At 69.1% G+C, this 22,739-nt stretch carries 22 protein-coding genes and 1 pseudogene; 14 read left to right on the top strand and 9 right to left on the bottom strand.

Features of this window, described 5'->3' with window-relative positions:
* Positions 1-293: 293 nt before the first annotated feature.
* Positions 294-1,727 carry an aldehyde dehydrogenase family protein gene (locus A9977_RS04560; RefSeq protein ID WP_183023704.1) on the bottom strand — a complete coding sequence of 478 codons (1,434 nt, stop codon included), beginning with the start codon at positions 1,725-1,727 and terminating at the stop codon, positions 294-296.
* A gap of 179 nt (positions 1,728-1,906) precedes the next feature.
* On the opposite strand from A9977_RS04560, the gene A9977_RS04555 reads away from it, so the two are divergent.
* The 8 genes from A9977_RS04555 to A9977_RS04520 all read left to right on the top strand — a co-directional run bounded on the left by A9977_RS04555 (position 1,907) and on the right by A9977_RS04520 (position 8,930).
* Positions 1,907-2,251: a hypothetical protein gene (locus A9977_RS04555; protein WP_183023703.1), complete on the top strand. Its 345-nt coding sequence runs from the start codon at positions 1,907-1,909 to the stop codon at positions 2,249-2,251.
* Complete coding sequence (locus tag A9977_RS04550; protein ID WP_183023702.1) at positions 2,238-2,495, top strand: hypothetical protein; 258 nt, start codon at positions 2,238-2,240, stop codon at positions 2,493-2,495. Before A9977_RS04555 ends, A9977_RS04550 begins: the two co-directional genes overlap by 14 nt.
* A 221-nt stretch (positions 2,496-2,716) precedes the next feature.
* Positions 2,717-3,283: a hypothetical protein gene (locus A9977_RS04545; protein ID WP_183023701.1), complete on the top strand. Its 567-nt coding sequence runs from the start codon at positions 2,717-2,719 to the stop codon at positions 3,281-3,283.
* A 79-nt stretch (positions 3,284-3,362) separates the two neighbouring features.
* The gene (locus A9977_RS04540; RefSeq protein WP_183023700.1) at positions 3,363-4,358 is read left to right on the top strand and encodes a tripartite tricarboxylate transporter substrate binding protein; all 996 of its coding nucleotides are present in this window, start codon (positions 3,363-3,365) and stop codon (positions 4,356-4,358) included.
* Between the two features lie 37 nt (positions 4,359-4,395).
* Positions 4,396-5,175: a sterol desaturase family protein gene (locus tag A9977_RS04535; protein WP_183023699.1), complete on the top strand. Its 780-nt coding sequence runs from the start codon at positions 4,396-4,398 to the stop codon at positions 5,173-5,175.
* Between the two features lie 11 nt (positions 5,176-5,186).
* Positions 5,187-6,107 carry a fatty acid desaturase gene (locus tag A9977_RS04530; RefSeq protein ID WP_183023698.1) on the top strand — a complete coding sequence of 307 codons (921 nt, stop codon included), beginning with the start codon at positions 5,187-5,189 and terminating at the stop codon, positions 6,105-6,107.
* Positions 6,108-6,112: 5 nt separating this feature from the next.
* Positions 6,113-8,008, top strand: a complete 1,896-nt coding sequence (locus tag A9977_RS04525) for a beta-ketoacyl-ACP synthase III (RefSeq protein ID WP_183023697.1) — start codon at positions 6,113-6,115, stop codon at positions 8,006-8,008.
* A 1-nt stretch (position 8,009) separates the two neighbouring features.
* Entirely contained in the window at positions 8,010-8,930 is a 921-nt protein-coding gene (locus tag A9977_RS04520; RefSeq protein WP_183023696.1) for a DUF6999 family protein, read from the top strand.
* 6 nt (positions 8,931-8,936) lie between these two features.
* On the opposite strand, the gene A9977_RS04515 is transcribed toward A9977_RS04520, so the two are convergent.
* Complete coding sequence (locus A9977_RS04515; RefSeq protein WP_183023695.1) at positions 8,937-9,485, bottom strand: peroxiredoxin; 549 nt, start codon at positions 9,483-9,485, stop codon at positions 8,937-8,939.
* Positions 9,486-9,518: 33 nt separating this feature from the next.
* Between A9977_RS04515 and A9977_RS04510 the strand changes: the two genes are divergently transcribed.
* Positions 9,519-11,108, top strand: a complete 1,590-nt coding sequence (locus A9977_RS04510) for a phospholipase D family protein (protein ID WP_183023694.1) — start codon at positions 9,519-9,521, stop codon at positions 11,106-11,108.
* 18 nt (positions 11,109-11,126) lie between these two features.
* Here A9977_RS04510 and A9977_RS04505 read toward each other — a convergent pair whose 3' ends face one another.
* Positions 11,127-13,598, bottom strand: a complete 2,472-nt coding sequence (locus tag A9977_RS04505) for a sodium-translocating pyrophosphatase (RefSeq protein WP_183023693.1) — start codon at positions 13,596-13,598, stop codon at positions 11,127-11,129.
* A 249-nt stretch (positions 13,599-13,847) separates the two neighbouring features.
* Here A9977_RS04505 and ppa point away from each other — a divergent pair, with 249 nt between their 5' ends.
* The 3 genes from ppa to A9977_RS04490 all read left to right on the top strand — a co-directional run bounded on the left by ppa (position 13,848) and on the right by A9977_RS04490 (position 17,131).
* Positions 13,848-14,375 carry an inorganic diphosphatase gene (gene ppa, locus A9977_RS04500; protein WP_183023692.1) on the top strand — a complete coding sequence of 176 codons (528 nt, stop codon included), beginning with the start codon at positions 13,848-13,850 and terminating at the stop codon, positions 14,373-14,375.
* Positions 14,376-14,516: 141 nt separating this feature from the next.
* Positions 14,517-15,938: an MBOAT family protein gene (locus A9977_RS04495; RefSeq protein ID WP_183023691.1), complete on the top strand. Its 1,422-nt coding sequence runs from the start codon at positions 14,517-14,519 to the stop codon at positions 15,936-15,938.
* 2 nt (positions 15,939-15,940) lie between these two features.
* Positions 15,941-17,131, top strand: coding sequence for a DUF459 domain-containing protein (locus A9977_RS04490; protein WP_183023690.1), 1,191 nt, complete (start codon positions 15,941-15,943; stop codon positions 17,129-17,131).
* A 12-nt stretch (positions 17,132-17,143) separates the two neighbouring features.
* On the opposite strand, the gene A9977_RS04485 is transcribed toward A9977_RS04490, so the two are convergent.
* From A9977_RS04485 to A9977_RS04475, 3 genes are read right to left on the bottom strand one after another with little or no spacing between them, the layout of a single operon-like run.
* On the bottom strand, positions 17,144-18,241 hold the full coding sequence (locus A9977_RS04485) for an alpha/beta hydrolase (protein ID WP_183023689.1): 1,098 nt from the start codon (positions 18,239-18,241) through the stop codon (positions 17,144-17,146).
* Positions 18,242-18,287: 46 nt separating this feature from the next.
* The gene (locus tag A9977_RS04480; protein ID WP_183023688.1) at positions 18,288-19,457 is read right to left on the bottom strand and encodes a GNAT family N-acetyltransferase; all 1,170 of its coding nucleotides are present in this window, start codon (positions 19,455-19,457) and stop codon (positions 18,288-18,290) included.
* Between the two features lie 2 nt (positions 19,458-19,459).
* Positions 19,460-20,407 (bottom strand): DMT family transporter, encoded by a 948-nt coding sequence (locus A9977_RS04475; protein WP_183023687.1) that lies wholly within the window; start codon positions 20,405-20,407, stop codon positions 19,460-19,462.
* A gap of 136 nt (positions 20,408-20,543) precedes the next feature.
* Between A9977_RS04475 and A9977_RS04470 the strand changes: the two genes are divergently transcribed.
* On the top strand, positions 20,544-20,882 hold the full coding sequence (locus A9977_RS04470) for a P-II family nitrogen regulator (RefSeq protein ID WP_183023686.1): 339 nt from the start codon (positions 20,544-20,546) through the stop codon (positions 20,880-20,882).
* A gap of 19 nt (positions 20,883-20,901) precedes the next feature.
* Here A9977_RS04470 and A9977_RS04465 read toward each other — a convergent pair whose 3' ends face one another.
* The 3 genes from A9977_RS04465 to A9977_RS04455 are packed head-to-tail and all read right to left on the bottom strand — an operon-like array spanning position 20,902 to position 22,484.
* The gene (locus A9977_RS04465; protein WP_183023685.1) at positions 20,902-21,492 is read right to left on the bottom strand and encodes a TIGR00730 family Rossman fold protein; all 591 of its coding nucleotides are present in this window, start codon (positions 21,490-21,492) and stop codon (positions 20,902-20,904) included.
* Between the two features lie 45 nt (positions 21,493-21,537).
* Positions 21,538-21,930 carry a diacylglycerol kinase gene (locus A9977_RS04460; protein ID WP_183023684.1) on the bottom strand — a complete coding sequence of 131 codons (393 nt, stop codon included), beginning with the start codon at positions 21,928-21,930 and terminating at the stop codon, positions 21,538-21,540.
* Complete coding sequence (locus tag A9977_RS04455) at positions 21,927-22,484, bottom strand: RDD family protein (protein WP_183023683.1); 558 nt, start codon at positions 22,482-22,484, stop codon at positions 21,927-21,929. Before A9977_RS04455 ends, A9977_RS04460 begins: the two co-directional genes overlap by 4 nt.
* 183 nt (positions 22,485-22,667) lie before the next feature.
* Between A9977_RS04455 and A9977_RS34735 the strand changes: the two are divergent.
* Positions 22,668-22,739, top strand: a pseudogene (locus A9977_RS34735) (RDD family protein); the annotation flags it as partial.

Raw genomic sequence — 22,739 nt, 5'->3', positions numbered from 1 at the left:
CGCGGAACCGGCTTCGCCGGGCCGCTGGTGTTGCCCCCGGAAGGGGGAGGGCGAAGCGACACGCAGTGCGCGAAGCCCCGGGGGAGAGCCCAGTCCTACCGCGGAACCGGCTTTGCCGGGCCGCTGGTGTTGCCCCTGGAAGGGGGAGGGCGAAGCGACACGCAGTGCGCGAAGCCCCGGGGGAGAGCCCAGTCCTACCGCGGAACCGGCTTCGCCGGGCCGCTGGTGTTGCCCCCGGAAGGGGGGAGGGCGAAGCGACACGCAGTGCGCGAAGCCCCGGGGGAGAGCCAGTCCTAGCCGTGCTTGACCGCGATGGTCTTCAGCGTGGTGAAGCCGTACAGCGCCTCGAAACCCTTCTCGCGGCCGTAGCCCGAGGATTTCACGCCGCCGAAGGGCAGCTCCACGCCGCCGCCGGCGCCGTAGTTGTTGATGAAGACCTGGCCGGCGCGCACGCGCTTGGCCATGCGGAACTGGCGGGCGCCGTTCTCGGTCCAGACGCCGGCCACCAGGCCGAACTGGGTCGCGTTGGCCAGGGCCACGGCCTCGTCCTCGTCGCGGAAGGACATGGCGGCCAGCACCGGGCCGAACACTTCCTCCTGCGCCAGGCGGTGGTCCACCGGCACGTCGCGCAGCAGCGTCGGGGCCTGGTAGAAGCCGGTTTCGGGCGCCTCGTCGACCACCACGCCCTGCGCCACCATCGGGATGCCGGCGACCTGCGCGTCGGACAGGAAGTCCCAGACGCGCTGCTGCTGGGTCTGGCGGATCAGCGGGCCCACGTCCAGGTCCATCGCGGCCGGGCCGACGCGCAGCGCCTCGAAGGCCTTGCCCAGGCGCTCGAGCACCAGTTCGTAGATGTCGCGCTGGATCAGCACGCGCGAGCCGGCCGAGCAGGTCTGGCCGGCGTTCTGCACGATGGCGTTGATCAGCGTCGGGATGGCGGCGTTGATGTCGGCATCGGCGAACAGGATCTGCGGGCTCTTGCCGCCCAGCTCCAAGGTGACCGGGCAGTGGCGCTCGGCCGCAACCTGCTGGATCAGCGTGCCGATCTTGGGGCTGCCGGTGAAGCTGATGTGGTCGATGCCTTCGTGGCGCGCCAGCGCGTCGCCCACTTCATGGCCGTAGCCGGTCACGATGTTGAGCGCGCCGGCCGGGAAGCCGGCTTCGGCCGCCAGCTGGGCCACGCGGATCAGCGACAGGCAGGCGTCCTCGGCCGGCTTGACCACGCAGACATTGCCCGCGGCCAGGGCGCCGCCCACGCTGCGGCCGAAGATCTGCATCGGGTAGTTCCAGGGGATCACGTGGCCGGTCACGCCGTGCGGCTCGCGCCAGGTGAACACGCTGTAGCCGTCCTGGTAGGGAATGGTCTCGCCATGCAGCTTGTCGCAGGCGCCGGCGTAGAACTCGAAGTAGCGCACAAGCGCCAGCGCGTCGGCGCGGGCCTGCTTGACCGGCTTGCCGCAGTCGCGCTGCTCGAGCAGCGCCAGTTCGTCCACGTGCTCGGCGACCTTCTGCGACAGGCGGTAGAGCAGGCGGCTGCGTTCGGCCGCGCTCACCTTGTGCCAGACGCTCTCGAAGCAGTCGCGCGCGGCGCGCACCGCGGTGTCGATGTCGGCGGCGTTGCTGCGCTGGATCTCTTCGAAGACCTGGCCGTCCGACGGGTCGATGACGGGCAGGGTGCGGCCCGACGAGGAGGGCACGTCGGCATTGGCGATGTAGTTGAGTTGCATGTCGGATCACGCGGCGGGGAGCCGCTCGGAAGGGGGTCTTGGAAAGCGTCTGGAAGGGTCGGTCCGCAAGCGCGGTATGGTCGGTACCCAGCCGCCAATGGTAAGAGGCCTGCGCTCGTCGCGCCGGCACTGCCTGGCGCGGACCTTGCAAACGGCCCTGAATGCCCCAACTTCGATCCATGAACGCAACTCCCAAGATCAACCTCGACGTCACCGAAAGGTTGGCCCAGCTCCTCGAGCGGCTCGACCACAGCGCCGTGCCGGTGGGCGCGGACCAGTACCGTTCGGTCGTGATGCACCTCGTGCACGAATTCGCCGACGTGGCCCCCGGCGCGGCTTTGGGCCAGCTGCTCGACAGCTACCCGGCGGCCGCCGAGGTCTATGAAAACCTCCAGTACCCGTACGCCGGCCTGTGCCGCTCCGGCCTGGACGCCGCCATGGCCGCCGAACTGCGCGCCAAGGAAGCCATCGCCCGCGCCATGGCCACCCCTCCCGCACCGGATGCCGCCCATGTCCAAGGATGAGGTGAAGACGGCCGTGGTGGCCGACGGACTGCGCTACAAGTCCAAGCCCTCGGGTTCGCCCTTCCGGGCGTCCTCGTCCTTCAGCGGCGCGACCATGTCCTGCTTCATGTGCGGCAAGCACCGCCTGCGCTCGCAGATGCGCACGCGCCAGGTGCTGGGCAAGTCGCAGAGCGTCTGTGCCCCGTCCTGCAAGGCGCTGGCCGAGCAGCTCGAAGGCGCGGCGCCGCTGCCCGAGGGCGGGTAATCGCTGATTGCACCCGAAGGATTTCCGTACTTTCGAACGATGTAGTTCAAACGGGTACTTGAAATTCGGGAGGCGGTGCAGTGAAATGGTGTGTAAGAGTTAGAAACAAATGATTCTTGAGTTTTCGATTGTTTTCTGATTCTTGAGCGAAGGGTCGGCCGTTCTGCGTGGAGACACGTTCTCCCGTGACGATCACCGACCCGGCCTCAAGGAGGACCATTTTGAACAACCCGCGCCACGTCATCATGCAGGTCGTCAAGCGCTCCGGCGGTGCCACGCACCATGTGAGCTTCACCATCGACGATCACTTTGTCGAGCGCCTGGCCCAGTTGCGTTCGCTGGTACCGCCGCTGACCACCCTCAACAAGCAGCGTGATCTGGTGATCGACAAGGTGCGCGTGCGCCTGCCTACCGCCGTCTGGCGTGCCGGTTCGCAGGTCGAAGACCAGGTCGAGGGTTCCTGCATCGTGATCGCCAACGAAGGCCTCTTCAGCTGCGGCGGCAAGGACCGCCGCACCAAGGAGAAGCTGGTGACCTATGCCTTCTCGATCGCGCGCCTGAGCGAGCTGCATGCCGAGCGGCGCGCGGGCGAGACCTTCTACATCCGCGACGGCGTCTTCACCAACGACGAGCCGGCCGATTCGGCCGCCGGGCGCTGGGTGGCTTCGCTGCTGGAGTTCGAGGAGGTGCGCGTGCCCGAGGCGCCCTCGGATTTCGACACCCTGCAGGGCGTGCCGCTGCGCAGCGAGCAGAGCAGCCCCGTGCGGCCCGGGGTGCGCTTCAACTGAGCGCCGGGCGGTGCTCCAGTAGACTGCGCGGCCTGAGGCTGTTGCGATCTCCGCATCGGCGACGGAGACAACACTCGACATGAATCGCAAGACACTGCTATCGCTGCTGGCCCTCTCGGCCCTCTCGACGTTCACGCTGGCCCCGAGCGCCGCCCTGGCGCAGGGCACGGCCGCCTACCCCAACAAGCCGATCCGCCTGATCGTTCCCTTCCCGCCGGGCGGCGGCACCGACATCCTGTCGCGCATCGTCGGCCAGCGCCTGACCGAAGCCAACAAGTGGACCGTGGTGGTCGACAACCGGCCGGGCGCCGGCGGCACCATCGGCATCACCGAGGCGGTGCGCATGCCCGCCACCGGCTACGAGATGGTCATGGGCCAGAAGGACAACCTGGCCGTGGCGCCCTGGCTCTACAAGGGCCTGAGCTACGACCCGTCGAAGGACCTGACGGCGGTGGCGCTGGTGGCCGAGTCGCCGCTGGTGATCGTCACCGCCGCCAACTCGCCCTTCAAGAACATGGCCGACGTGATCGCCGCGGCCAAGGCCGCGCCCGACACCATCACCTACGGCAGCCCGGGCAACGGGACCACCATCCACCTGGCCGGCGAGATGTTCAAGATGGACGCCGGCATCAAGATCACGCACGTGCCCTACAAGGGCTCCAACCCGGCGGTCATCGACACGATGAGCGGCACGGTCTCGATGATGGTGTCGTCCATTCCCTCGGCGATCTCGCAGATCAAGGCCGGCAAGCTGCGTGCCCTGGCCGTGACCTCGGCCAAGCGCAGCGTCAGCCTGCCCGACGTGCCGACGATCGCCGAATCGACCCCGCTCAAGGACTTCGACGTGAGCTCCTGGTACGGCGTCTTCATGCCGGCCAACGCACCCAAGGACGTGGTCGCGGCCATGAACGCCGCCATCAACAAGCAGCTGGCGCTGCCCGAAGTGCGCGAGGCGATCCATGCCCAGGGCGCCGAGCCGCGGCCGCTCACGCCCGAGGCCTTCGGCGCGCTGGTCAAGGCCGACTACCTCAAGTGGAAGGGCATCGTCGCCGCTTCCGGCGTCAAGGTCGAGTGAGCGCCCGCAGGCCGATGAGCGCACCGGTGGCCGACTGATGGGCGCGGCTTTCCAGTCCTTGTCGCTGCCCGCGGTGATGCTCTGGGGCCTGGCCTTCTTCGGCGGCCTCTACCTGAGCTTCGGCGCGATCACCTGGCTGCTCACGCAGCGGGTGCTGCCCGCCCTGGGCATCGGCCGCGTGCTCGATCCACGGCCGGTGCGCGCCGAGCAATGGCGCCGCGAGTTCACGCAGTCGGGCCTGTCGGTGCTGATCTTCGGCCTGGGCATGGTCTTCCCCTGGGGCCTGCTGCAGCTGGGCTGGGCCCGGCTCGCGGTCGATGCCAGCGGCTGGCAGATCACGCTCGAAATCCTGGTGCTGGCGGTCTGGAACGACGTGCATTTCTGGATCAACCACCGGCTGCTGCACACCAAGCCGCTGCGGCGCTTTCACGGACCGCATCACCGCTCGGTGGTCACGACGCCGTTCTCCACCTACAGCTTCCATCCGATCGAGGCCCTGATGCTGGGCAACGTGATCCTCTGGCCGATGCTGGTGCATGACTTCAGCTTCTGGTCGCTGGCCTCGGTGCCGGTGTTCAGCCTGTTCTTCAACTGCATCGGCCACGCCAACTACGACTTCTTCACCCGCGTGTCCTACGGCCACTGGTTCGCCGCCAGCCGGCGCCACCACCTGCACCACGCGGCGCATGCGGGCAACTACGGTTTCCAGTTCACCTTCATGGACCGGCTGTTCGGCACCCGCCTGCCGGCCGATGCGGCCGAGGTGCAGCTCGAGGCCTTCCGCCGCAAGCAGGCGACACAAGGGCCTGGCGCCTGACCCGCGCACGCATGCCGCGCCTGCGCCACTTCCGCGACTGGCAGAGCCTGGCCTACCTGGTGGCGCTGCCCGCGCTCGCGGCCTGGCAATGGGTGCACGGCTTCTGGTGGCCGCTCTATGCGCTGATGCTCTTCCTCACGCTGGGCATCGGCGTGATCCACCACAACCACACGCACCTGCGCATGTGGCGCGGGCGCCGGGCCAACCGGGCCACCGACCTCTGCATCACGCTGCTGCAGGGCCATCCGACCTTCGTGTTCTGGCCGGCGCACGTGGCCAACCACCACCGCCATCGGCACGGCGAGCGCGACGTGGCGCGCACCTACCGCTTCGGCGGCGACACCAACCACCTGTGGGGCTACCTGCTGCATCCGCTGCAGGCGGTGTTCGTGCTGTACCCGCACATCCTGGGCTGGCTCGCGGCGCTGCGCCGGCGCGGCCCGGGCGCCTTCCGCTACTGCCTGGCGCAGTACGCGGTGTGGCTGGGCTCCTGGGCGCTGCTGCTGGCGATCGACTGGCGCCGGGCGCTGCTGTTCGTGATCGTGCCGCAGCTGCACGGCCTGCACTGGCTGCTGGCCACCAACTACCTGCAGCATGCGCATGCCGATGGCCGTTCGCAGCGCGAAAAAGTCGCAGCAGGCGATACGCAACGGGGCGCGTTGAACTACGCGCGCAACTTCGAGGGGCTGGTGAACCCGCTGTTGTTCAACATCGGGCTTCACACCGCTCACCACGAGAACCCACATGCCCATTGGTCCGAACTCACCCGACTGCACCGCGACACCTACCGCGGGCGCGTCGACCCCGCGCTCAACGAAGGCGGCCTGCTGCCGTACATGTTCCGCGTGTTCGTGCTCGGCACCGTCGTGCCGCGCTTTCGCAGCCGCTCGCTGATGCCCGCGCGTCCTGCCGTCGACCCTTCCTCGCACTGAATCCCATGCCCGTTCCCTTCCAACGCGTCTATCTCCAGAGTGCCGGCAGCTTCCTGCCCGGCGACCCCGTCGACAACGAGCGCATGGACGACTACATCGCACCGCTCAACCGCCTGTCGCAGCGCATCAAGCGCCGGATCCTGGCCGAGAACGGCATCCGCGCGCGCCACTACGCGATCGATGCCGAGGGCCGCACGACGTTCACCAACGCACAGCTCGCCGCCGGCGCGATCCGCGACTGCCTCGCGCGCGGCGGCGCCGACCTGACGCAGGTGTCGATGCTGGCCAGCGGCTCCTCGGGCGGCGACACGCTGATGCCCGGCTTCGCCAACATGATCCAGGGCGAACTGGCTGCGCCGCCGATGGAGACGCTGTCGGTGCACGGCATCTGCGCGGCCGGCGTGGGCGCGATCCAGGCCGCCGCCCAGGGCATCGAGCTGGGCGCGCACCGCAGCGCGCTCGCGGTGGCGGCCGAGATGCCCTCGCGCCTGTTCAAGCGCTCGCGCTTCGCCGCGCGCGGCTACGAGACCGACTTCGACTCGCACTTCCTGCGCTGGATGCTGTCCGACGGCGCGGGCGCGCTGCTGCTGTCCGACGGCGCGGCGCTGGCCGGCGACAAGGGCCTGAAGCTCCGGCTCAAGTGGGTGCACCAGCGCGCCTTCTCGGGCGACTACCCGGTCTGCATGCAGCTCGGCCTGACCGAGGACCGCGAGCGCGGCCACCTCGACTTCGGCTCCTGGGCCGAGGCCGAGGCCGCGGGCGCGCTGTCGCTGCGCCAGGACATCCGGCTGCTGCCGCACCTGTTCGACATCGGCATCCACGAGTACGCGCAGCTGGTGAAGGACGGCTGGGTCGACCCGGCGCGGGTCGACCATTTCCTGTGCCACTACTCCTCGGAGAAATTCATCCCGGTGGTGGAGGACCTGATGGCCAAGGCCGGCCTCGCGATCCCGCGCGAGCGCTGGTACAGCAATCTGGCCTGGCGCGGCAACACCGGCGCGGCGTCGATCCTTGTGATGCTGGCGGAATTCCTGCAGACCCGCACCCTCCAGCCCGGCGAGCAGATCTTCTGCTACGTGCCGGAGTCGGGCCGCTTCATGGCCGCCTACATGCTGCTCGAGGTCGAAGCCGCCGACGCGCCGCCGGCCACGGTCGCCGCGCCGCAAGCCAAGGCGGCCCCGGCCGAAGACGAGTTCATCGCGCCGCCGCACGATCCCGGCGCCGCCCCCGACGGCCTGCGCGACCTGCTCACCGAGCTGGCCTCGGTCTGGCACGACTACCGCTCGCAGGTCTGGCGCACGCCGCTGGTGCGCAAGATCCGCGAGCGCCGCTTCGCCGTGCCCGACTACCTGAACTGGATGGCGCAATGGGTGCCGCAGGTGCGCGAGGGCAGCCTCTGGATGCGCGAAGGCGCGGCCTCGCTGACCGGCGACTACCAGACGCTGGCCGCGCTGATCGACGTGCATGCGGGCGAGGAGCAGAACGACTTCCAGATCCTGTTCGACGACTACCGCAAGGCCGGCGGCCCGGTCAACGACATCGCCCAGTTGCACCGCAATCCGGGCGGCGAGGCGCTCAACGCCTACCTGCACGGCCTGGCCGCCACGCCCAACCCGATCGGGCTGCTGGGCGCGATCTACGTCATCGAAGGCACGGGCCAGCGCATCGTGCCGGCGCTGCTGCCGCTGCTGAAGGCCGCGTTGAAGCTGCCACCCGACGTGTTCCGTTTTCTCGAGTACCACGGCCACAACGACGAGCACCACCTGAGCCGCTGGCTGATGGCGGTCGAGATGGTGATGGCGATCGACCCCGCGGGCGATGCACCGCGGAAGATCGTCGAGACCGCGCGCCACACGGCATCGCTTTACCTGATGCAGTTCCAGCACATCACGCAAGGATGAAATGAGCCGCCACCCGATCCCGGAATTTCTCTCCAAGCCGCACGACGAACGCGACCCCAGCCCCTGGCGCGCGCTCTATCTGGACCAGAGCACGCCGCTGCCGGACGAGGTCAAGGCGGCCTGGCTGGCCGATTCGAGCTCGGCCTCGCGGCAGTTCCTGCTGCCCTTCCTGCGGCCGCTGGCGCGCACCTTCATCGTCCTGTTCCAGGTCGTGAAGGTCTTCGTGCCGCGCAACTGGTCGCACTCGGGGCTGCTGCACCGCTTCCTGGCCTGGGGGCTCCAGCACTTCGTGTCGCCCGAGGCCAACTGGCTGATCCTGCGGCACTTCCACCTGGGCTCGCAGGTGCTGGCCTTCATCGGCGCCAATTCGCCGGTGCCGGTGGCCACCACGCCGCTGACGCCGATGGACATCGACGCGCTCAAGGACCACACCTTCCTCAAGCACGACCTGAACCTGTTCAACTTCGTGATCCGCCTCAACACGGCGCTGCGCGAGAAGGGGCTGGAGCTGTGCAAGCCCGAGCACGTCGATTTCTCGATGATCCGCGACCCGGGCCTGAAGCTGGAGGACATGCCGCACGGCAAGCTCAACTTCCTCGACCTGCAGAGCGCGATCGAGCTGTTCACGCCGCTCTACCAGCTGATGCTCACCGACAACGATTTCTGGCGCGCGGCCAACTCGCTGCAGCTCGACGAGACCATCGGCATCTACGCGGCCACGCTGCTGGCGGCGCCCGAGCACCTGGTGCTGGTCAACAACAAGCATCCGCTGGTGCCGCTGTCGACCCTGCGCGCGGGCTACCGGCTGGTGATCCACGGCCTCTCGACCGAGATGCTGCACAGCCTGCTCGACCGCTTCCGCGCGGCGCAGGAGGAGGGCGTGGCGGTCAACACCACCAGCGGGCCTGCCGACGCCGGCTGAGCGGCCTTACTTCTTCGCCGCCGAGGGCAGGTCCTTGACCGCCGCCAGCATCTTCTCGACATGCTTGGCCGGGTTCAGGCTCTGGTAGTAGAAGGCGACCGCGCCGTTGGGCGCGATCACGTAGGAGATCCGGTTGGCATACTCCGGCCGCGTCTGCATCAGCGCGTCGAAGGACTTGCTGATGGTCCGGGTCTGGTCGGAGGCCACCGGGAACTTGCCCTGGCAGGACTGGCTGGAGAATTTCGCCAGCGTTTCCGGGTCGTCGGTCGAGACGCCGATCACGGTGGCGCCGGCGGACTTGAAATCCTCGATGGCTTCGGCGAAGGCATGGGCCTCCATCGAACAGCCGGTGGAAAATGCGGCCGGAAAGAAGTACAGCACCACCGGTCCCTTCTGCAGCGCCTCGCCCAGCGAATAGGTGAAGGGCTTGCCGTCGAGGGCGGCCGGGGCGCTGAAGCGCGGGGCCGCTTCGCCGATGTCGAGCGCGGCCGAGGCTGGCGCCGAGACCCCGAAAGCGAGCATCATCAGCGGTATGACAAGAAATTTGGGAGCCATGGACAGCATGATTTCATCCCCGGAAAAACGATGATGCGCATCTTAGTCCGACCGGCCCTGGGGCGCTGCGCCGCGCGGCTGGCCTTGCTGGGTGCCGTGGTCTTGCTGGCAGCCTGCGGCGGCCTGCCGATCGCCAAGCAGATGGAACCCACGCTGTCGCGGCCGGTCGATCCGACGACGCCGCTGGCGAAGATCGTCCAGGCCTCGACGCCGCCGGGCGAGCATTCGGGCTTCCGGCTGATGCCGCTGGGCGTCTATTCGCTCGACGCCCGCATCGAACTGGCGCGCCGGGCCCAGCGCACCATCGACGTGCAGTACTACGTGCTGGCCAACGACGGCGCGGGCGGCCTGCTGCTGCGCACGCTCAAGGAGGCAGCGCTGCGCGGTGTGCGGGTGCGGCTCCTGGTCGACGACCTCTACACCGTCGACACCGACCAGATGCTGCTGGCGCTCACGGCCACGCCCAACGTCGAGGTGCGCCTGTTCAACCCCTTCTGCTGCGCGCGCGGCAGCCTGGCCGGCCGCTTCGCCGCCTCGGCCTTCGACGTGCAGCGGCTCAACCACCGGATGCACAACAAGCTGTTCATCGCCGACGGCGTGATGGCGGTGGCCGGCGGGCGCAACATCGCCGACGAGTACTTCACGCTGAACAGCGCCCAGAACTTCATCGACATGGACGCGCTGGTGGTGGGCAAGGTGATCCGGGAACTGGAGGTGATCTTCGACCTCTACTGGAACAGCGAGGAGGTCTACCCGATCGCCGCCATCGTCCAGCCCTACGCGGGCAAGACGGCCATGGACAGCGACTTCGACGCCCGCGTCGGCATGGGCGCGCCGCCGCCCAAGGTGGTGCTGCCGCCGGCCGACGTGCTGGGTTACGGCCCGATCGGCGAGGAGTTCGACGCCGGACAGGTCGGCTTCCTCTGGGGCCAGGCCGGCGCGGTGGCCGACCCGCCCGCCAAGCTGCGCTACATGACGGCCGACGAGGCCTTCTCCACCAGCGTCACGGCGCACTTCTGGCAGCAGCTGCTGCGGGCGGAGAACGACGTGGTGCTGACCTCGCCCTACATGGTGCCGGGCGAGCGCGGCATGGAAGGTTTCAAGCAGCTGCGCGAGTGGGGCGTGAACGTCACGCTGCTGACCAATTCGCTGGCCGCCAACGACGAGCCGCTGGTGCACAGCGGCTACGCGCGCTACCGCAAGCCCTTGCTGGAGCTGGGCGTGGACCTCTACGAACTGAGCCCGGAACGCACCACGCGCAACAAGCGCCTGGGCGTCTTCGGCAGTTCGCTGGGGCGGCTGCATGCCAAGACCGCGGTGGTCGACAAGCGGCGGGTGTTCATCGGTTCGGTCAACCTCGACCCGCGCTCGGCCACGCAGAACACCGAGCTCGGCATCTCGGTCGACAGCCCGCAGCTGGCGCGCGAGATGCTGCGCATCATCAACATCAGCAAGTTGGAGAGCGCCTACCGCGTGCGGCTCGACGGATCGCGCGGGCGGCTGGAGTGGCTGTCGATGGACGACGAGAAGGAACTGATCCTCTACGACGAGCCCGAATCGACCTGGCGCCAGCGCTTCTACATCAACCTCTTCGGGCCGCTGGTGCCCGAGGGATTGCTGTAGGGCGCTGCCGCGCCGTCCTTACTTCTTGACCGTGACCTCCACCCGCCGCGCCTCGGCGGGCGGCCCGTCGGCCTGGGTCTGCGCGGGCTTGGCCAGCTCGACCTTGTCGGCCGGCGCGCCCGCCGCCTTGAGCGCCTCGCCCACCGCTTCGGCGCGCTGCTTGGCGAGCTCGGCGTTCTTCGCCGGATCGCCGCTGGCATCGTGGTAGCCGCTGACCAGCGCGGTGCCGCCGCTCTGCACGGCCTTCACCACATCGGCCAGGGCCTCGCGGCCGCCGGGGGCGACATCGGCCTTGCCGGTCGCGAAGTAGAACTTCACGATGCCGTTCTCCACCTTCACCAGCGCGCTCTCGGCCGCGGCCATGGCTGAAGCGGGCGCGGCCGGCGCCATGGCCGCGGGTGGCGTCACCGGCGCGGCGGCCACCTCGCCGCCATGGAACTTGACCACCAGCGGCACGATCAGCAGCGCCACGATGTTGATGATCTTGATCAGCGGGTTGACGGCCGGACCGGCCGTGTCCTTGTAGGGGTCGCCCACGGTGTCGCCGGTGACGGCCGCCTTGTGCGCCTCGCTGCCCTTGCCGCCGTGGTGGCCGTCCTCGATGTACTTCTTGGCGTTGTCCCAGGCACCGCCGCCGGTGCACATCGAGATCGCGACGAACAGGCCGGTGACGATGGTGCCCATGAGCAGCCCGCCCAGCGCCTTGGGGCCCAGCAGCAGGCCGACCAGGATCGGCACCACCACCGGCAGCAGCGAGGGGATCATCATCTCCTTGATCGCCGCGCCGGTCAGCATGCCCACGGCCTTGCCGTACTCGGGCTTGGCCGTGCCTTCCATGATGCCGGGGATCTCGCGGAACTGGCGCCGCACTTCCTCCACCACCGCGCCGGCCGCTCGGCCCACGGCCTCCATCGCCATCGCGCCGAACAGGTAGGGGATCAGCCCGCCGATGAACAGGCCGACGATCACCATCGGGTCGCTGAGGTTGAAGCTGATGGCCTGGCCGTAGCTCTCGAGCTTGTGGGTGTAGTCGGCGAACAGCACCAGCGAGGCCAGGCCGGCCGAGCCGATCGCATAGCCCTTGGTCACGGCCTTGGTGGTGTTGCCCACCGCGTCGAGCGGGTCGGTCACGGCGCGCACGCTGGCTGGCAGCTCGGCCATCTCGGCGATGCCGCCGGCGTTGTCGGTGATCGGGCCGTAGGCGTCGAGCGCGACCACGATGCCGGCCATGCTCAGCATGGCCGTGGCCGCCACCGCGATGCCGAACAGGCCGGCCAGCGAATACGAAGCCAGGATCGCGATGCAGACGAAGATCACCGGCCAGGCGGTCGAGCGCATCGACACGCCCAGGCCCGCGATGATGTTGGTGCCGTGGCCGGTGGTCGAGGCCTGCGCGATGTGCTGCACCGGCTTGTACTGGGTGCCGGTGTAGTACTCGGTGATCCAGACCAGCGCCGCGGTCAATGCCAGGCCGACGAAGCAGGCGCCGAAGAGCTTGAGCTGGCTGCCGCTCGCGGCGATGGCGTTGTCGGGAATGATCCAGCTGGTGACGAACCAGAAGGCGATCAGCGACAGCACGCCGGCCACCGCGAGGCCCTTGTAGAGCGCCGGCATCACGTTGGTCATGCCCGGCGAGGCCTTGACGAAGAAGCAACCGATGATCGACGCGATGATCGACACGCCGCCCAGCGCCAGCGGGTAGAGCACCGCGTTGACCGGCGCGGCCGTGACCATCAGCGCGCCCAGCACCATGGTGGCGATCAGCGTGACGGCATAGGTCTCGAACAGGTCGGCCGCCATGCCTGCGCAGTCGCCCACGTTGTCGCCCACGTTGTCGGCGATCACCGCCGGGTTGCGCGGGTCGTCTTCCGGAATGCCGGCCTCGACCTTGCCCACCAGGTCGGCACCGACGTCGGCGCCCTTGGTGAAGATGCCGCCGCCCAGCCGGGCGAAGATCGAGATCAGCGAGGAGCCGAAGGCGAAGCCGATCAGCGGATTGAGCAGCGCCGCCAGGCCCGGGCCCTGCGCCGGGCTGTGGCCCGCGAGGAACCAGTAGAAGCCCGCCACGCCCAGCAGCCCGAGCCCCACCACCAGCATGCCGGTGATGGCGCCGCCGCGGAAGGCCACGTCGAGCGCCGGGCCGATGCCCTGCGTCGCGGCCTGGGCGGTGCGCACGTTGGCGCGCACCGAGACGTTCATGCCGATGAAGCCGCAGGCGCCCGAGAGCACCGCGCCGATCACGAAGCCGATGGCGGTGGTGGCGTCGAGGAACAGGCCGATCAGGATCGCCAGCACCAGGCCCACGATGCCGATGGTGCGGTACTGCTTGGCCAGGTAGGCGGCGGCGCCCTGCTGGATCGCGGCCGCGATCTCCTGCATGCGGGCGTTGCCGGGGTCTTTCGCGAGGATCCAGCTGCGGGCCCAGAAACCATAGCCGACGGCCACGAGGCCGCAGACGATGGCGAGGACGAGAGGGGTGTTGCCAATCATGCCTTGCATCTCCATTCGTTCGTTGTGACTTGTGGAGACGAGAGCCGGACCCGGTGCGCAACGCGTACGGGTCAGGCTGCCGTCGCGTTGCTTCCTCGAAGCCTGCACCGTGGAACGACGCAGGCCGATTGGCCAACGGCGGCAATTTACAGGCAAATGCGAAGGCGTGGTGCGGTCCGGGCAGGCCACGAAAGTAAACTTCGGGTTTGTCCGAATCCACCCCAAACTTTTCACTACACCGCTAAAACCATGTCCCTCGACAAAGTTTCCCCCGGCAAGAACCTCCCCGATGCCTTCAACGTGGTCATCGAGATCCCGATGAATTCGGACCCGATCAAGTACGAGGTGGACAAGGAATCGGGCGCGCTGTTCGTCGATCGCTTCATGACGACCGCGATGTACTACCCCGCCAACTACGGCTACGTGCCGCAGACCCTGAGCGGCGACGGCGACCCGGTCGACGTGCTGGTGATCGCACCGTACCCGCTGCTGCCGGGCGTGGTCGTGCCCTGCCGCCCCCTGGGCATCCTGATGATGGAAGACGAAGCCGGTGTCGACGGCAAGGTGCTGGCCGTGCCCACCACCAAGGTGCTGCCGATCTACAGCCACTGGAACTCGATCGACGACGTGAACCCGATGCGCCTGAAGGCCATCAGCCACTTCTTCGAGCACTACAAGGACCTCGAAGCCAACAAGTGGGTGAAGATCCTGGGCTGGGAAGGCATCGACGCGGCCAAGAAGGAAATTCTGGACGGCATCGCGAACTACAACAAGTAAGCCGGTCCCGGCACGCAAAAGCGCCACCGCCCCTCGGGGGCCGTGGCGCTTTTTGCTGCGCGCCGTGCGTGCGGGAGCGGACGGCGCGGCCGCCCGGAACGGGCCTCTACAATCCATCGCCTTCACCGCTTCCCCTTCGCCATGCTGTTTCCCACGGTCGAGTACGGCCTCTTCTTCCTGCTCGTGCTCGCGGTGGCCTGGGGACTCTGCCGCTGGCTGGATGCGCACAAGGCCTTCCTGCTGATCGCCAGCTATGTCTTCTACGGCTTCTGGAACTGGGCCTACGTGCCGCTGCTGTTCGGCATCTCGCTGTTCGCGGGCCTGGTGGCGCAGCGCATCCAGCGCAGCGAGGACGCCAGGGTGCGCAAGCGCTGGCTGGTGTTCGGCGTGGTGGTCTGCCTCGCGGTGCTGGTCCACTACAAGTACACGACCTTCCTGCTGCTGGCGCTGATCGACGCCTGGGGCGCCTTCGGCACGCCGCCCGCGATCCAGCTCGACAGCGTGGCGCTGCCGCTGGGCGTGTCCTTCTTCGTCTTCCACGCGATCTCGCTGCTGGGCGACGTGTACCGGCGCAAGCTCAAGCAGGCGGTGCGCATCCCCGACGTGCTGCTCTACGTGGCCTTCTTCCCGCAACTCATCGCCGGCCCGATCCTGCGCGCCTCGCAGTTCATGCCGCAGCTGCTGGAGCGCCGCCGGCCCGATGCGGTGCGCGTGAACCGCGGCCTGATGCTGATCGTGGTGGGCCTGTTCAAGAAGGTGGTGGTGGCCAACCTGCTGGCCACGCAGCTGGTCGACCCGGTGTTCTCCAACCCGCGCATCTACGGCGGCTGGGACATGCTGCTGGCGGTCTACGGCTACGCGGTGCAGATCTACTGCGACTTCTCGGGCTACACCGACATCGCGATCGGCTGCGCGCTGCTGCTGGGCTACCGCTTCCCGCGCAACTTCGACGCGCCCTACGTCTCGGGCAGCCCGCAGGAGTTCTGGCGCCGCTGGCACATCTCGCTGTCGACCTGGCTGCGCGACTACCTCTACATCCCGCTGGGCGGCTCGCGCGGCGGCCCCTGGCGCACCAGCCTCAACCTGATGGTCACGATGCTGCTGGGCGGCCTGTGGCACGGTGCCGCCTGGACCTTCGTGGTCTGGGGCGCGCTGCATGGCCTGTACCTGGTGATCCACCGCGCCTGGGCCGCCTTGCCCTGGCCCGCGCTGGTGCGCTGGCGTGCCACCGTGGCCTGGCGCTGGATCGCGCGGCTGCTGCTGTTCCATGCGGTGTGCGCGGCCTGGGTGTTCTTCCGCGCCCCCAGCTTCGACCTGGCCTTCGCCGTCTTCGGCCGGCTGGCCGAGCCGGGCGTGCTGACCTTGGCCACCGGCCCGGTGCTGATCGCGCTGACCATCGGCCTCGCGGGCCAGTACGTGCCGCGGCGCTGGTTCAATGCGTTCGAGCTCGGCCTCGGGCGCTGGCCCGCGCTGCTGCGTGGCGGCGCACTGGCCACGGCGGTGTTCGCGATCGACCTGCTGGGCCCGACCGGAATCGCGCCCTTCATCTACTTCCAGTTCTGACGATGGTGCCGACGTCCCGCTCTTCCTCGCCCAGCATGCTGCGCCGCGTGCTGCGCAACGACCGCCGCCAGCTGGCGCTGGTCGCGGCCGGCTTCGCGCTCGTGATCGCCCTGCTCGAATCGCGCGGCCTGATCGTCTGGGCCGACCGGCTCGAGGTGGGGCCGCTGCAGCAGCAACTGGCGCGGGGCACGCGCGCGCTCGACGGCGCGCTCACGCCGCTGGGCATCGCGGCCTGGCGGCCGCGCGCGCTCGAGACCCTGGCGCGCAGCGGCTGGAGCGACATGCCGCAGGACGATGGCAAGGGGGCGCCGCCGGCGATGGTGCTGGCGACGCAGGCGGCGACACCGTCGCCGTTGCCGTCGCCTGCAGCGTCGGCGCCCGTGGCGGCGGCGACCCCAGCATCGCCGCCGGCACCTGCGGTAGCCGTCGTGCCTGCAGTGCTTCCGCCGGCCGGCCCGGTCGAGGCCCTGCCCGTGGCCCAGGCGCTGCAGGGCGGCACCGTGCTGACCCCGCTGCCGCAGGCCACGGCCGCGCGCCCGCGCGTCGTCGCGCTGGCCGGCGATTCGGTGATGGCCGTGGGCCTGAGCGCGCAGCTGCAGCGCGACCTCGCGCCCTACCGCGACAGCATCGTCACGCTCAAGGCCTACCGCTCGGCCACCGGCCTGGCCCGGCCCGAGGTGTTCGACTGGCTCAACGAGTACCCGCTGATGCTCGAGCACCGGCGGCCCGACGTGGTGATCGTCGCCATCGGCGCCAACGACGGCCAGGGCTTCGTCGAAGGCGGCAAGGTCAAGGCCTTCGGCACGCCCGAGTGGCACGCGGCCTACGCCAAGCGCATCGCCGACTACCTGGCCATGCTGGCGCGCGACGGCGCGCTGGTGCTGTGGCTGCAGCTGCCGCCGATGAAGTCGGCCAAGTTCAATGCGCGCATGGAGACCATCAACGAGATCGCGCGCGAGGCCGTGGCGCGCGAGCCGCGCGCGATCTGGTGGAACCCCATGGGCCGCATCGCCGACGCCAACGGCGAGTTCCGCGAGTTCGGACCGCGCGCCGACGGCAAGAAGACGGTGCGGCTGCGCGAGGCCGACGGCATCCATCTGTCCGACGAGGGCGCCGGGCTCATCACGCCGGACCTGGTGCGCTGGTTGAACCCCGCGGCGCCGCCCGCGCCGGCCCCCCGCAGCGGCTCCTGAAGCGCCAGCGCTTCAGCGGCAGGGGTCTTCGAGGCGCGCCGGCTTGTAGGGTGTGCCGTCGGGCCAGCTGCCCAGCGACAGCTGCTCGGGCGTGCCGGGGCCGAACACCACGGGTTGCAGCGTGCCCAGCCGCAGGCTGTCGAGCACGCCGTCGACCACCTTCCAGTAGCCGTGGAAGTCCAGCTGGTTGAGCGAGCCCGAGGCCTCGTAGGCGGGGCGGCCGATCAGCGTGGACGGGAAATCCTGCGAGGACAGCGCGAAGTCGTAGCGGCTGTCCGGCGCGCCCGGCGAGCCGTGGCCGGCCATCACCTTGCGGCCGTTGTTCTCGTCCGAGGGCAGCACCATCATCACCCGGCGTTCGCGCGGGATGTGGCACAGCTTGGCCATCAGCTTGCGGGCCGTGGGCAGGCCGATGGGGTCGGCTTCGCCGGTCACGATCGCGATCGGCAGGGCGGGTGGCAGCAGCTGGATCGGCCCGATGATGCTGCGGCCGAGCTCGCCGCGCGCCACATGGTGCGCGTCGCCCGGGCCGGTGAGCACGATGGCGTCGGGCGGCGGCAGGTTGAAGCGCTGCGGGTCGAGCGCCAGGCCCAGCGAGATCGCCGCGCCCATCGAGAAGCCGTAGTAGAGCGTGCGGCCGGGCTCGGGCCGCAGGCCGAAGCTTTTCTCCAGCACGTCGAGCGCGCGCCGGTTGGCCGCGCCCGCGGTCTCGGTGACGGTCTGCGGCGAGGTCTTGTCCGAGTCCTGGTAGACCGGGTAGACCACCGCATGGCCGCTGCGCGCCAGGTGGTCGATCATGGCGCCGAAGTTGAGCGGGCTCATGCCCAGCCAGCCGTGGTGCAGCAGCACCACCGGCACCTGGCCCACCGGCCGCGGGCGCGCCGGCACGAACAGGTAGGCGCGCTGGGCGCCGTCGCCGACCACGCGCACGTCGACGGCGGCGTGGGTCTCGCGCGCCTTGTAGCTTTCGGGGCTGTAGGAAGAGGTCATGGCGCGCGGGGCCTGGGCATGGGCCGGGGCGAACAGCAGCAGGGTGCTCAGGCCGGCCGCGAGGGCTGGGCGCAGGGCGGAGGACAGGAGAGACGAGGGTCGGGAAGGCTGAAAGGGCATGCGGGGTTCCGGTGCGCGACAGCCTCGATTGTCATGCCGCACGCCGTCAGACCTTGGCCTTGAACGGGCTGCGCTCGTCCAGGTGTTCCATGTAGTTCTCGATGCCCGCGCCCTCGCGCGCCAGAAAGCGTTCGACCGCATCGGCGAAGGCCGGGTGCGCGAGCCAGTGCGCGCTGGTGGTCTTGACCGGCATCAGCGCGCGCGCCATCTTGTGCTCGCCCTGCGCACCACCTTCGAAGCGCTGCACCCCATGCGCGATGCACCAGGCCAGCGGCTGGTAGTAGCAGGCCTCGAAGTGCAGGCAGTCGACGCGCTCGAGCGCGCCCCAGTAGCGGCCGTAGGCCGCGGTCGGCGCCTCGGTGCCGTCGAGCGACAGCGCGATCAGGCTGGAGGCGATCGGCTGGCCCTCGCGCTCGGCCACGAACAGCAGCCAGGCCTCGGGCAGCGTGTCGGCCATGCGCTGGAAGAAGTCGCGCGTGAGGTAGGGCGCGTTGCCGTGCTCGCGGTAGGTACGGGCGTAGCAGCGGTAGAAGAAGTCCCAGTCGGCGGGCGTGATCTCGCGGCCGCGCGCCGAGCGGAAGACGACGCCCGCCTCGGCGACCTTGCGGCGCTCCTGACGGATCTTCTTGCGCTTGTCGTGCGAGAGGCTGGCGAGGAAGGACTCGAAGTCGGTATAGCCGGTGGGCGCTTCGTTCGTCCAGTGGAATTGCACCGTATTGCGCAGCATCAACCCCGCTTCGCTGCAAGCGGCAATGTCTTCGTCCGAGCCGAACAGCAGGTGCAGCGAGGACAGCTCCGCCTGCTTGCAGAACTGGATCAGGCCCTGCACCAGCAGCGCGCGGCTCGCGGCGTCGCGCGCCAGCAGGCGGGCGCCGGGCACGGGCGTGAAGGGCACGGCCACCACCGCCTTGGGGTAGTAGGCCAGGCCGTGCTGCTCGTAGGCATTGGCCCAGGCCCAGTCGAACACGTACTCGCCATAGGAATGGTCCTTGACGTACAGCGGGCAGGCGGCCACCAGTTTCTTGCCGCGCCACAGCGTGGCGAACTGCGCGGTCCAGCCGCTCTCGGGCGTGGCGCTGCCGCTGCGGTGCAGCGCGTCGAGGTACTCGTGCCGCATGAAGGGGCTGGGCGCGGGCTGGGCGGCCAGCAGCTCGTTCCAGGCCGCGGCATCGATGTCGGAGGGAGCGCCGTGAAGGCGCAGCACGGGATCGGCCATGCTCACGCCTTGGCCAGCCGGCGCGCGCCGAGGTGCTCGGCCACGTAGATGCCGCCCAACACCAGCGCCAGCGCGGCCGCGTGGTAGAGCCACAGCGGCTCGCCCAGCACCAGCACCGCGAGCAGCGGGCCGAAGATCGGCACCAGGTTCATGAACATGCCGGCGCGCGCGGGGCCGATCAGGCTCACGGCCTGGATGAAGGTCAGCTGCGAGACGAAGGAGGGCAACAGGCCGATGAACAGGATCAGCAGCAGGCCCTTGCCCGTGGGCAGGTAGGACTGGCCCATGGCGATCTCCACCGCCACCAGCGGCAGCGAGACCAGCGCGGCCACCGCGGCCGTGGCCGCGAAGAAGACGATGGCCGGCACCGGCGGGCGTCGACGCAGCCCCAGCGCATAGCCGGCGTAGAACAGGCAGGCGATGATCATCCAGACGTCGCCGATGTTGAACTGCAGGCCGGCCAGCACCGCCAGCCGGCCCTGCGAGGCGACCACCGCGATGCCGGCGATGGTCATGGCCACGCCCACCAGCTGCAGCGCCGTGATGCGCGTGCGGTAGAAGAAGAAACTGCCGATCAGCACCAGCATGGGCATCGTGCCCTGGATGATCGCGATGTTGATCGCGGTCGTGTGGTACGCCGCCGCGTAGAACAGCGCATTGAAGGCGGTGAAGCCCATGGTGCCCATCAGCGCCACGTAGCGCCACGAGGGCAGCAGCGTGCGCCAGTGGGTGGCGATCTGCCCGCGCGAGGTGAGCACCAGGGCGGTGCAGCAGATGCCCCAGCGCAGGAAGGTCAGCAGCATCGGCGGCACCTCGCCGACCGCCAGCCGCGCCGCCACCGCGTTGGCGCCCCAGATCAGCATGGTGAGCACGAGCAGCACATAGGCCTGCCCGTTGAACCACGCGAAGAAGGTGGCGAAGAAAGTCGGACGGGGGGAGCTGGCGCGCATCGGCGGGGAGCCTAACAGCCCGCGGCCGCCCCTGCTGAAGCGGGGATTCGCGCACGCGCATGAAGGGCCGATGACATAATCGTCCGGCGCCATCTCACTTCGAAGAGGCAAAAGACACCGCAGGACGACCCGCCCCATGAAACTCATCACCGTCATCGTCAAACCCTTCAAGCTCGACGACGTGCGCGAGGCGTTGGCCGAGGTCGGCGTCACGGGTCTCACCGTCACCGAGGTCAAGGGCTTCGGCCGCCAGAAGGGCCACACCGAGCTCTACCGCGGCGCCGAGTACGTGGTCGACTTCCTGCCCAAGATGAAGATCGAGGTCGTGGCCAACGAGGCCGACGTCGACCGCTGCGTCGAGGCCATCATCGGCGCGGCGCGCACCGGCAAGATCGGCGACGGCAAGATCTTCGTGACCGAGGTCGAGCGCGTGGTGCGCATCCGCACCGGCGAAGAGGGCGAAGCGGCGGTCTGACCGCCTCTTTTCTCCCCCGTCAGACGATTTCCGCCAGCTTGTCGCCGCCCGGCCGGCTGCGCGCTTCGGTCACCAGCGCTTCGAGCAAAGCTTCGGCATCGGCCCCGCTGCGCACCAGGTCCATCTGCCATTCGCCCATGAAGCCCTCGCGCACGCAGTTGCCGAGGAAGGCCAGCAGGCTCTCGTAATAGCCCGCGGTGTTCAGGATGCCCACCGGCTTGTCGTGGTAGCCGAGCTGGCGCCAGGTCCAGATCTCGAACAGCTCCTCGAAGGTGCCGATGCCGCCGGGCAGCGCGATGAAGGCGTCGGCGCGCTCGCCCATCATGGCCTTGCGCTCGTGCATGGTGTCGACGACGTGCAGCTCGTCGCACAGGCGGTTGGCCAGTTCCTTGTCGACCAGGGCCTTGGGGATGATGCCGACCACGCGGCCGCCGGCGGCGCGCGTGGCTTCGGCCACCGTGCCCATCAGGCCGGTACGGCCTCCGCCATAGACCAGTTGGCCACCCCGTTCGCCGATCCAGCGGCCGACGGCTTCGGCCACCGCGGTGAACTCGGGACGCTCGCCGGGACGCGAGCCGCAATAGACGCAAATCGAAAAAGTGGGGGTCATGTGTCGATCATGCCGCGACCGTGTGACGGCGTTGGCGCAGGAGAATCAGGCGAAGAAGCGTTGCCAGAGCGCGGCCAGCCAGACGCCGCCGCACAGCAGGATGGACAGCAGCACCGCGGCGCTGCCCATGTCCTTGGCGTCCTTGGAGAAACTGTGCCATTCGGGGCCGATGCGGTCGATCGCGGCCTCGATGCCGCTGTTGAGCAGTTCGACAATCAGCACCAGCACCACGGTGGTGATCAGCAGGGCGGTCTCGACCCAGCTGCGGCCGACCCAGAAGGCGGCCGGCAGCATCACGATGGCGCACACCACTTCCTGGCGGAAGGCCGGCTCGCGCCAGCCGGCGCGGTAGCCGTCGATCGAGATCAGCGCCGCATGCCAGACGCGGCGCAGGCCGGTGCGCGATTTCTGCGGGTTGACCGGTGCCGAATCGCTCATATGCGGCTCATGGGCTTGGAGGTGATCAGCCGCGTGCCGGCCCAGGCATCGTGCCAGAACTGCTTTTGCGGATGGAAGCGCGCCAGCAGCGCCCAGACGACCACCCAGCCACCCACCAGCAGCGCCGATTCGCCGCCCGAGAGCTTGAAGGGCGCGATGGCCGCCAGCGGCGGCAGGAACCAGACCCAGCTCAGCAGGTAGCGCAGCAGCGCGCGGGCTTGGGAGATCGCGCGGCCCTGGCGGTCGACCACGCGGATGTTCCAGGTCTTCATGGCCAGGGTCTGGCCTCGGGCCCAGAACCAGCCGAAGTAGACGCCAAAGATCACGAAGAGGAAGGCCTGCAGCAGCGAGCGGCGCGAGTCCATCGCGTCGCGCATCTGGCCCAGCGTGCTGAACAGCCAGGCCGCGACGAAGACCACGGCGAACATCAACATGCCCTCGTAGAGCCAGCAGGCCATGCGGCGCCAGAGGCCGGGGGTCACCATCGCGGGGCGCACGGCGCCGCCGACGGGCTCGCCGGCGGCGCCGGCGACCTCAGGAAAACTCGAAGTCATCGACAAAAAAGGATCAGGGCGCGGACGAAGGCTGCTCTGTCATGCGCGCCGGCGGCACGGGGGCCGGGGCCGGGGCGGAGCAGCCTTCGTCCGCGCCCTGATCCTTTTTTGTCGATGACTTCGAGTTTTCCTGAGGTCGCCGGCGCCGCCGGCGAGCCCGTCGGCGGCGCCGTGCGCCCCGCGATGGTGACCCCCGGCCTCTGGCGCCGCATGGCCTGCTGGCTCTACGAGGGCATGTTGATGTTCGCCGTGGTC

Origin of the sequence: Variovorax sp. UMC13 (genome assembly GCF_014170375.1) — a bacterium.
In the GTDB taxonomy this organism is placed as follows: Bacteria; Pseudomonadota; Gammaproteobacteria; order Burkholderiales; family Burkholderiaceae_C; genus Variovorax.
This window is presented reverse-complemented; position numbering and strand designations above follow the sequence as displayed.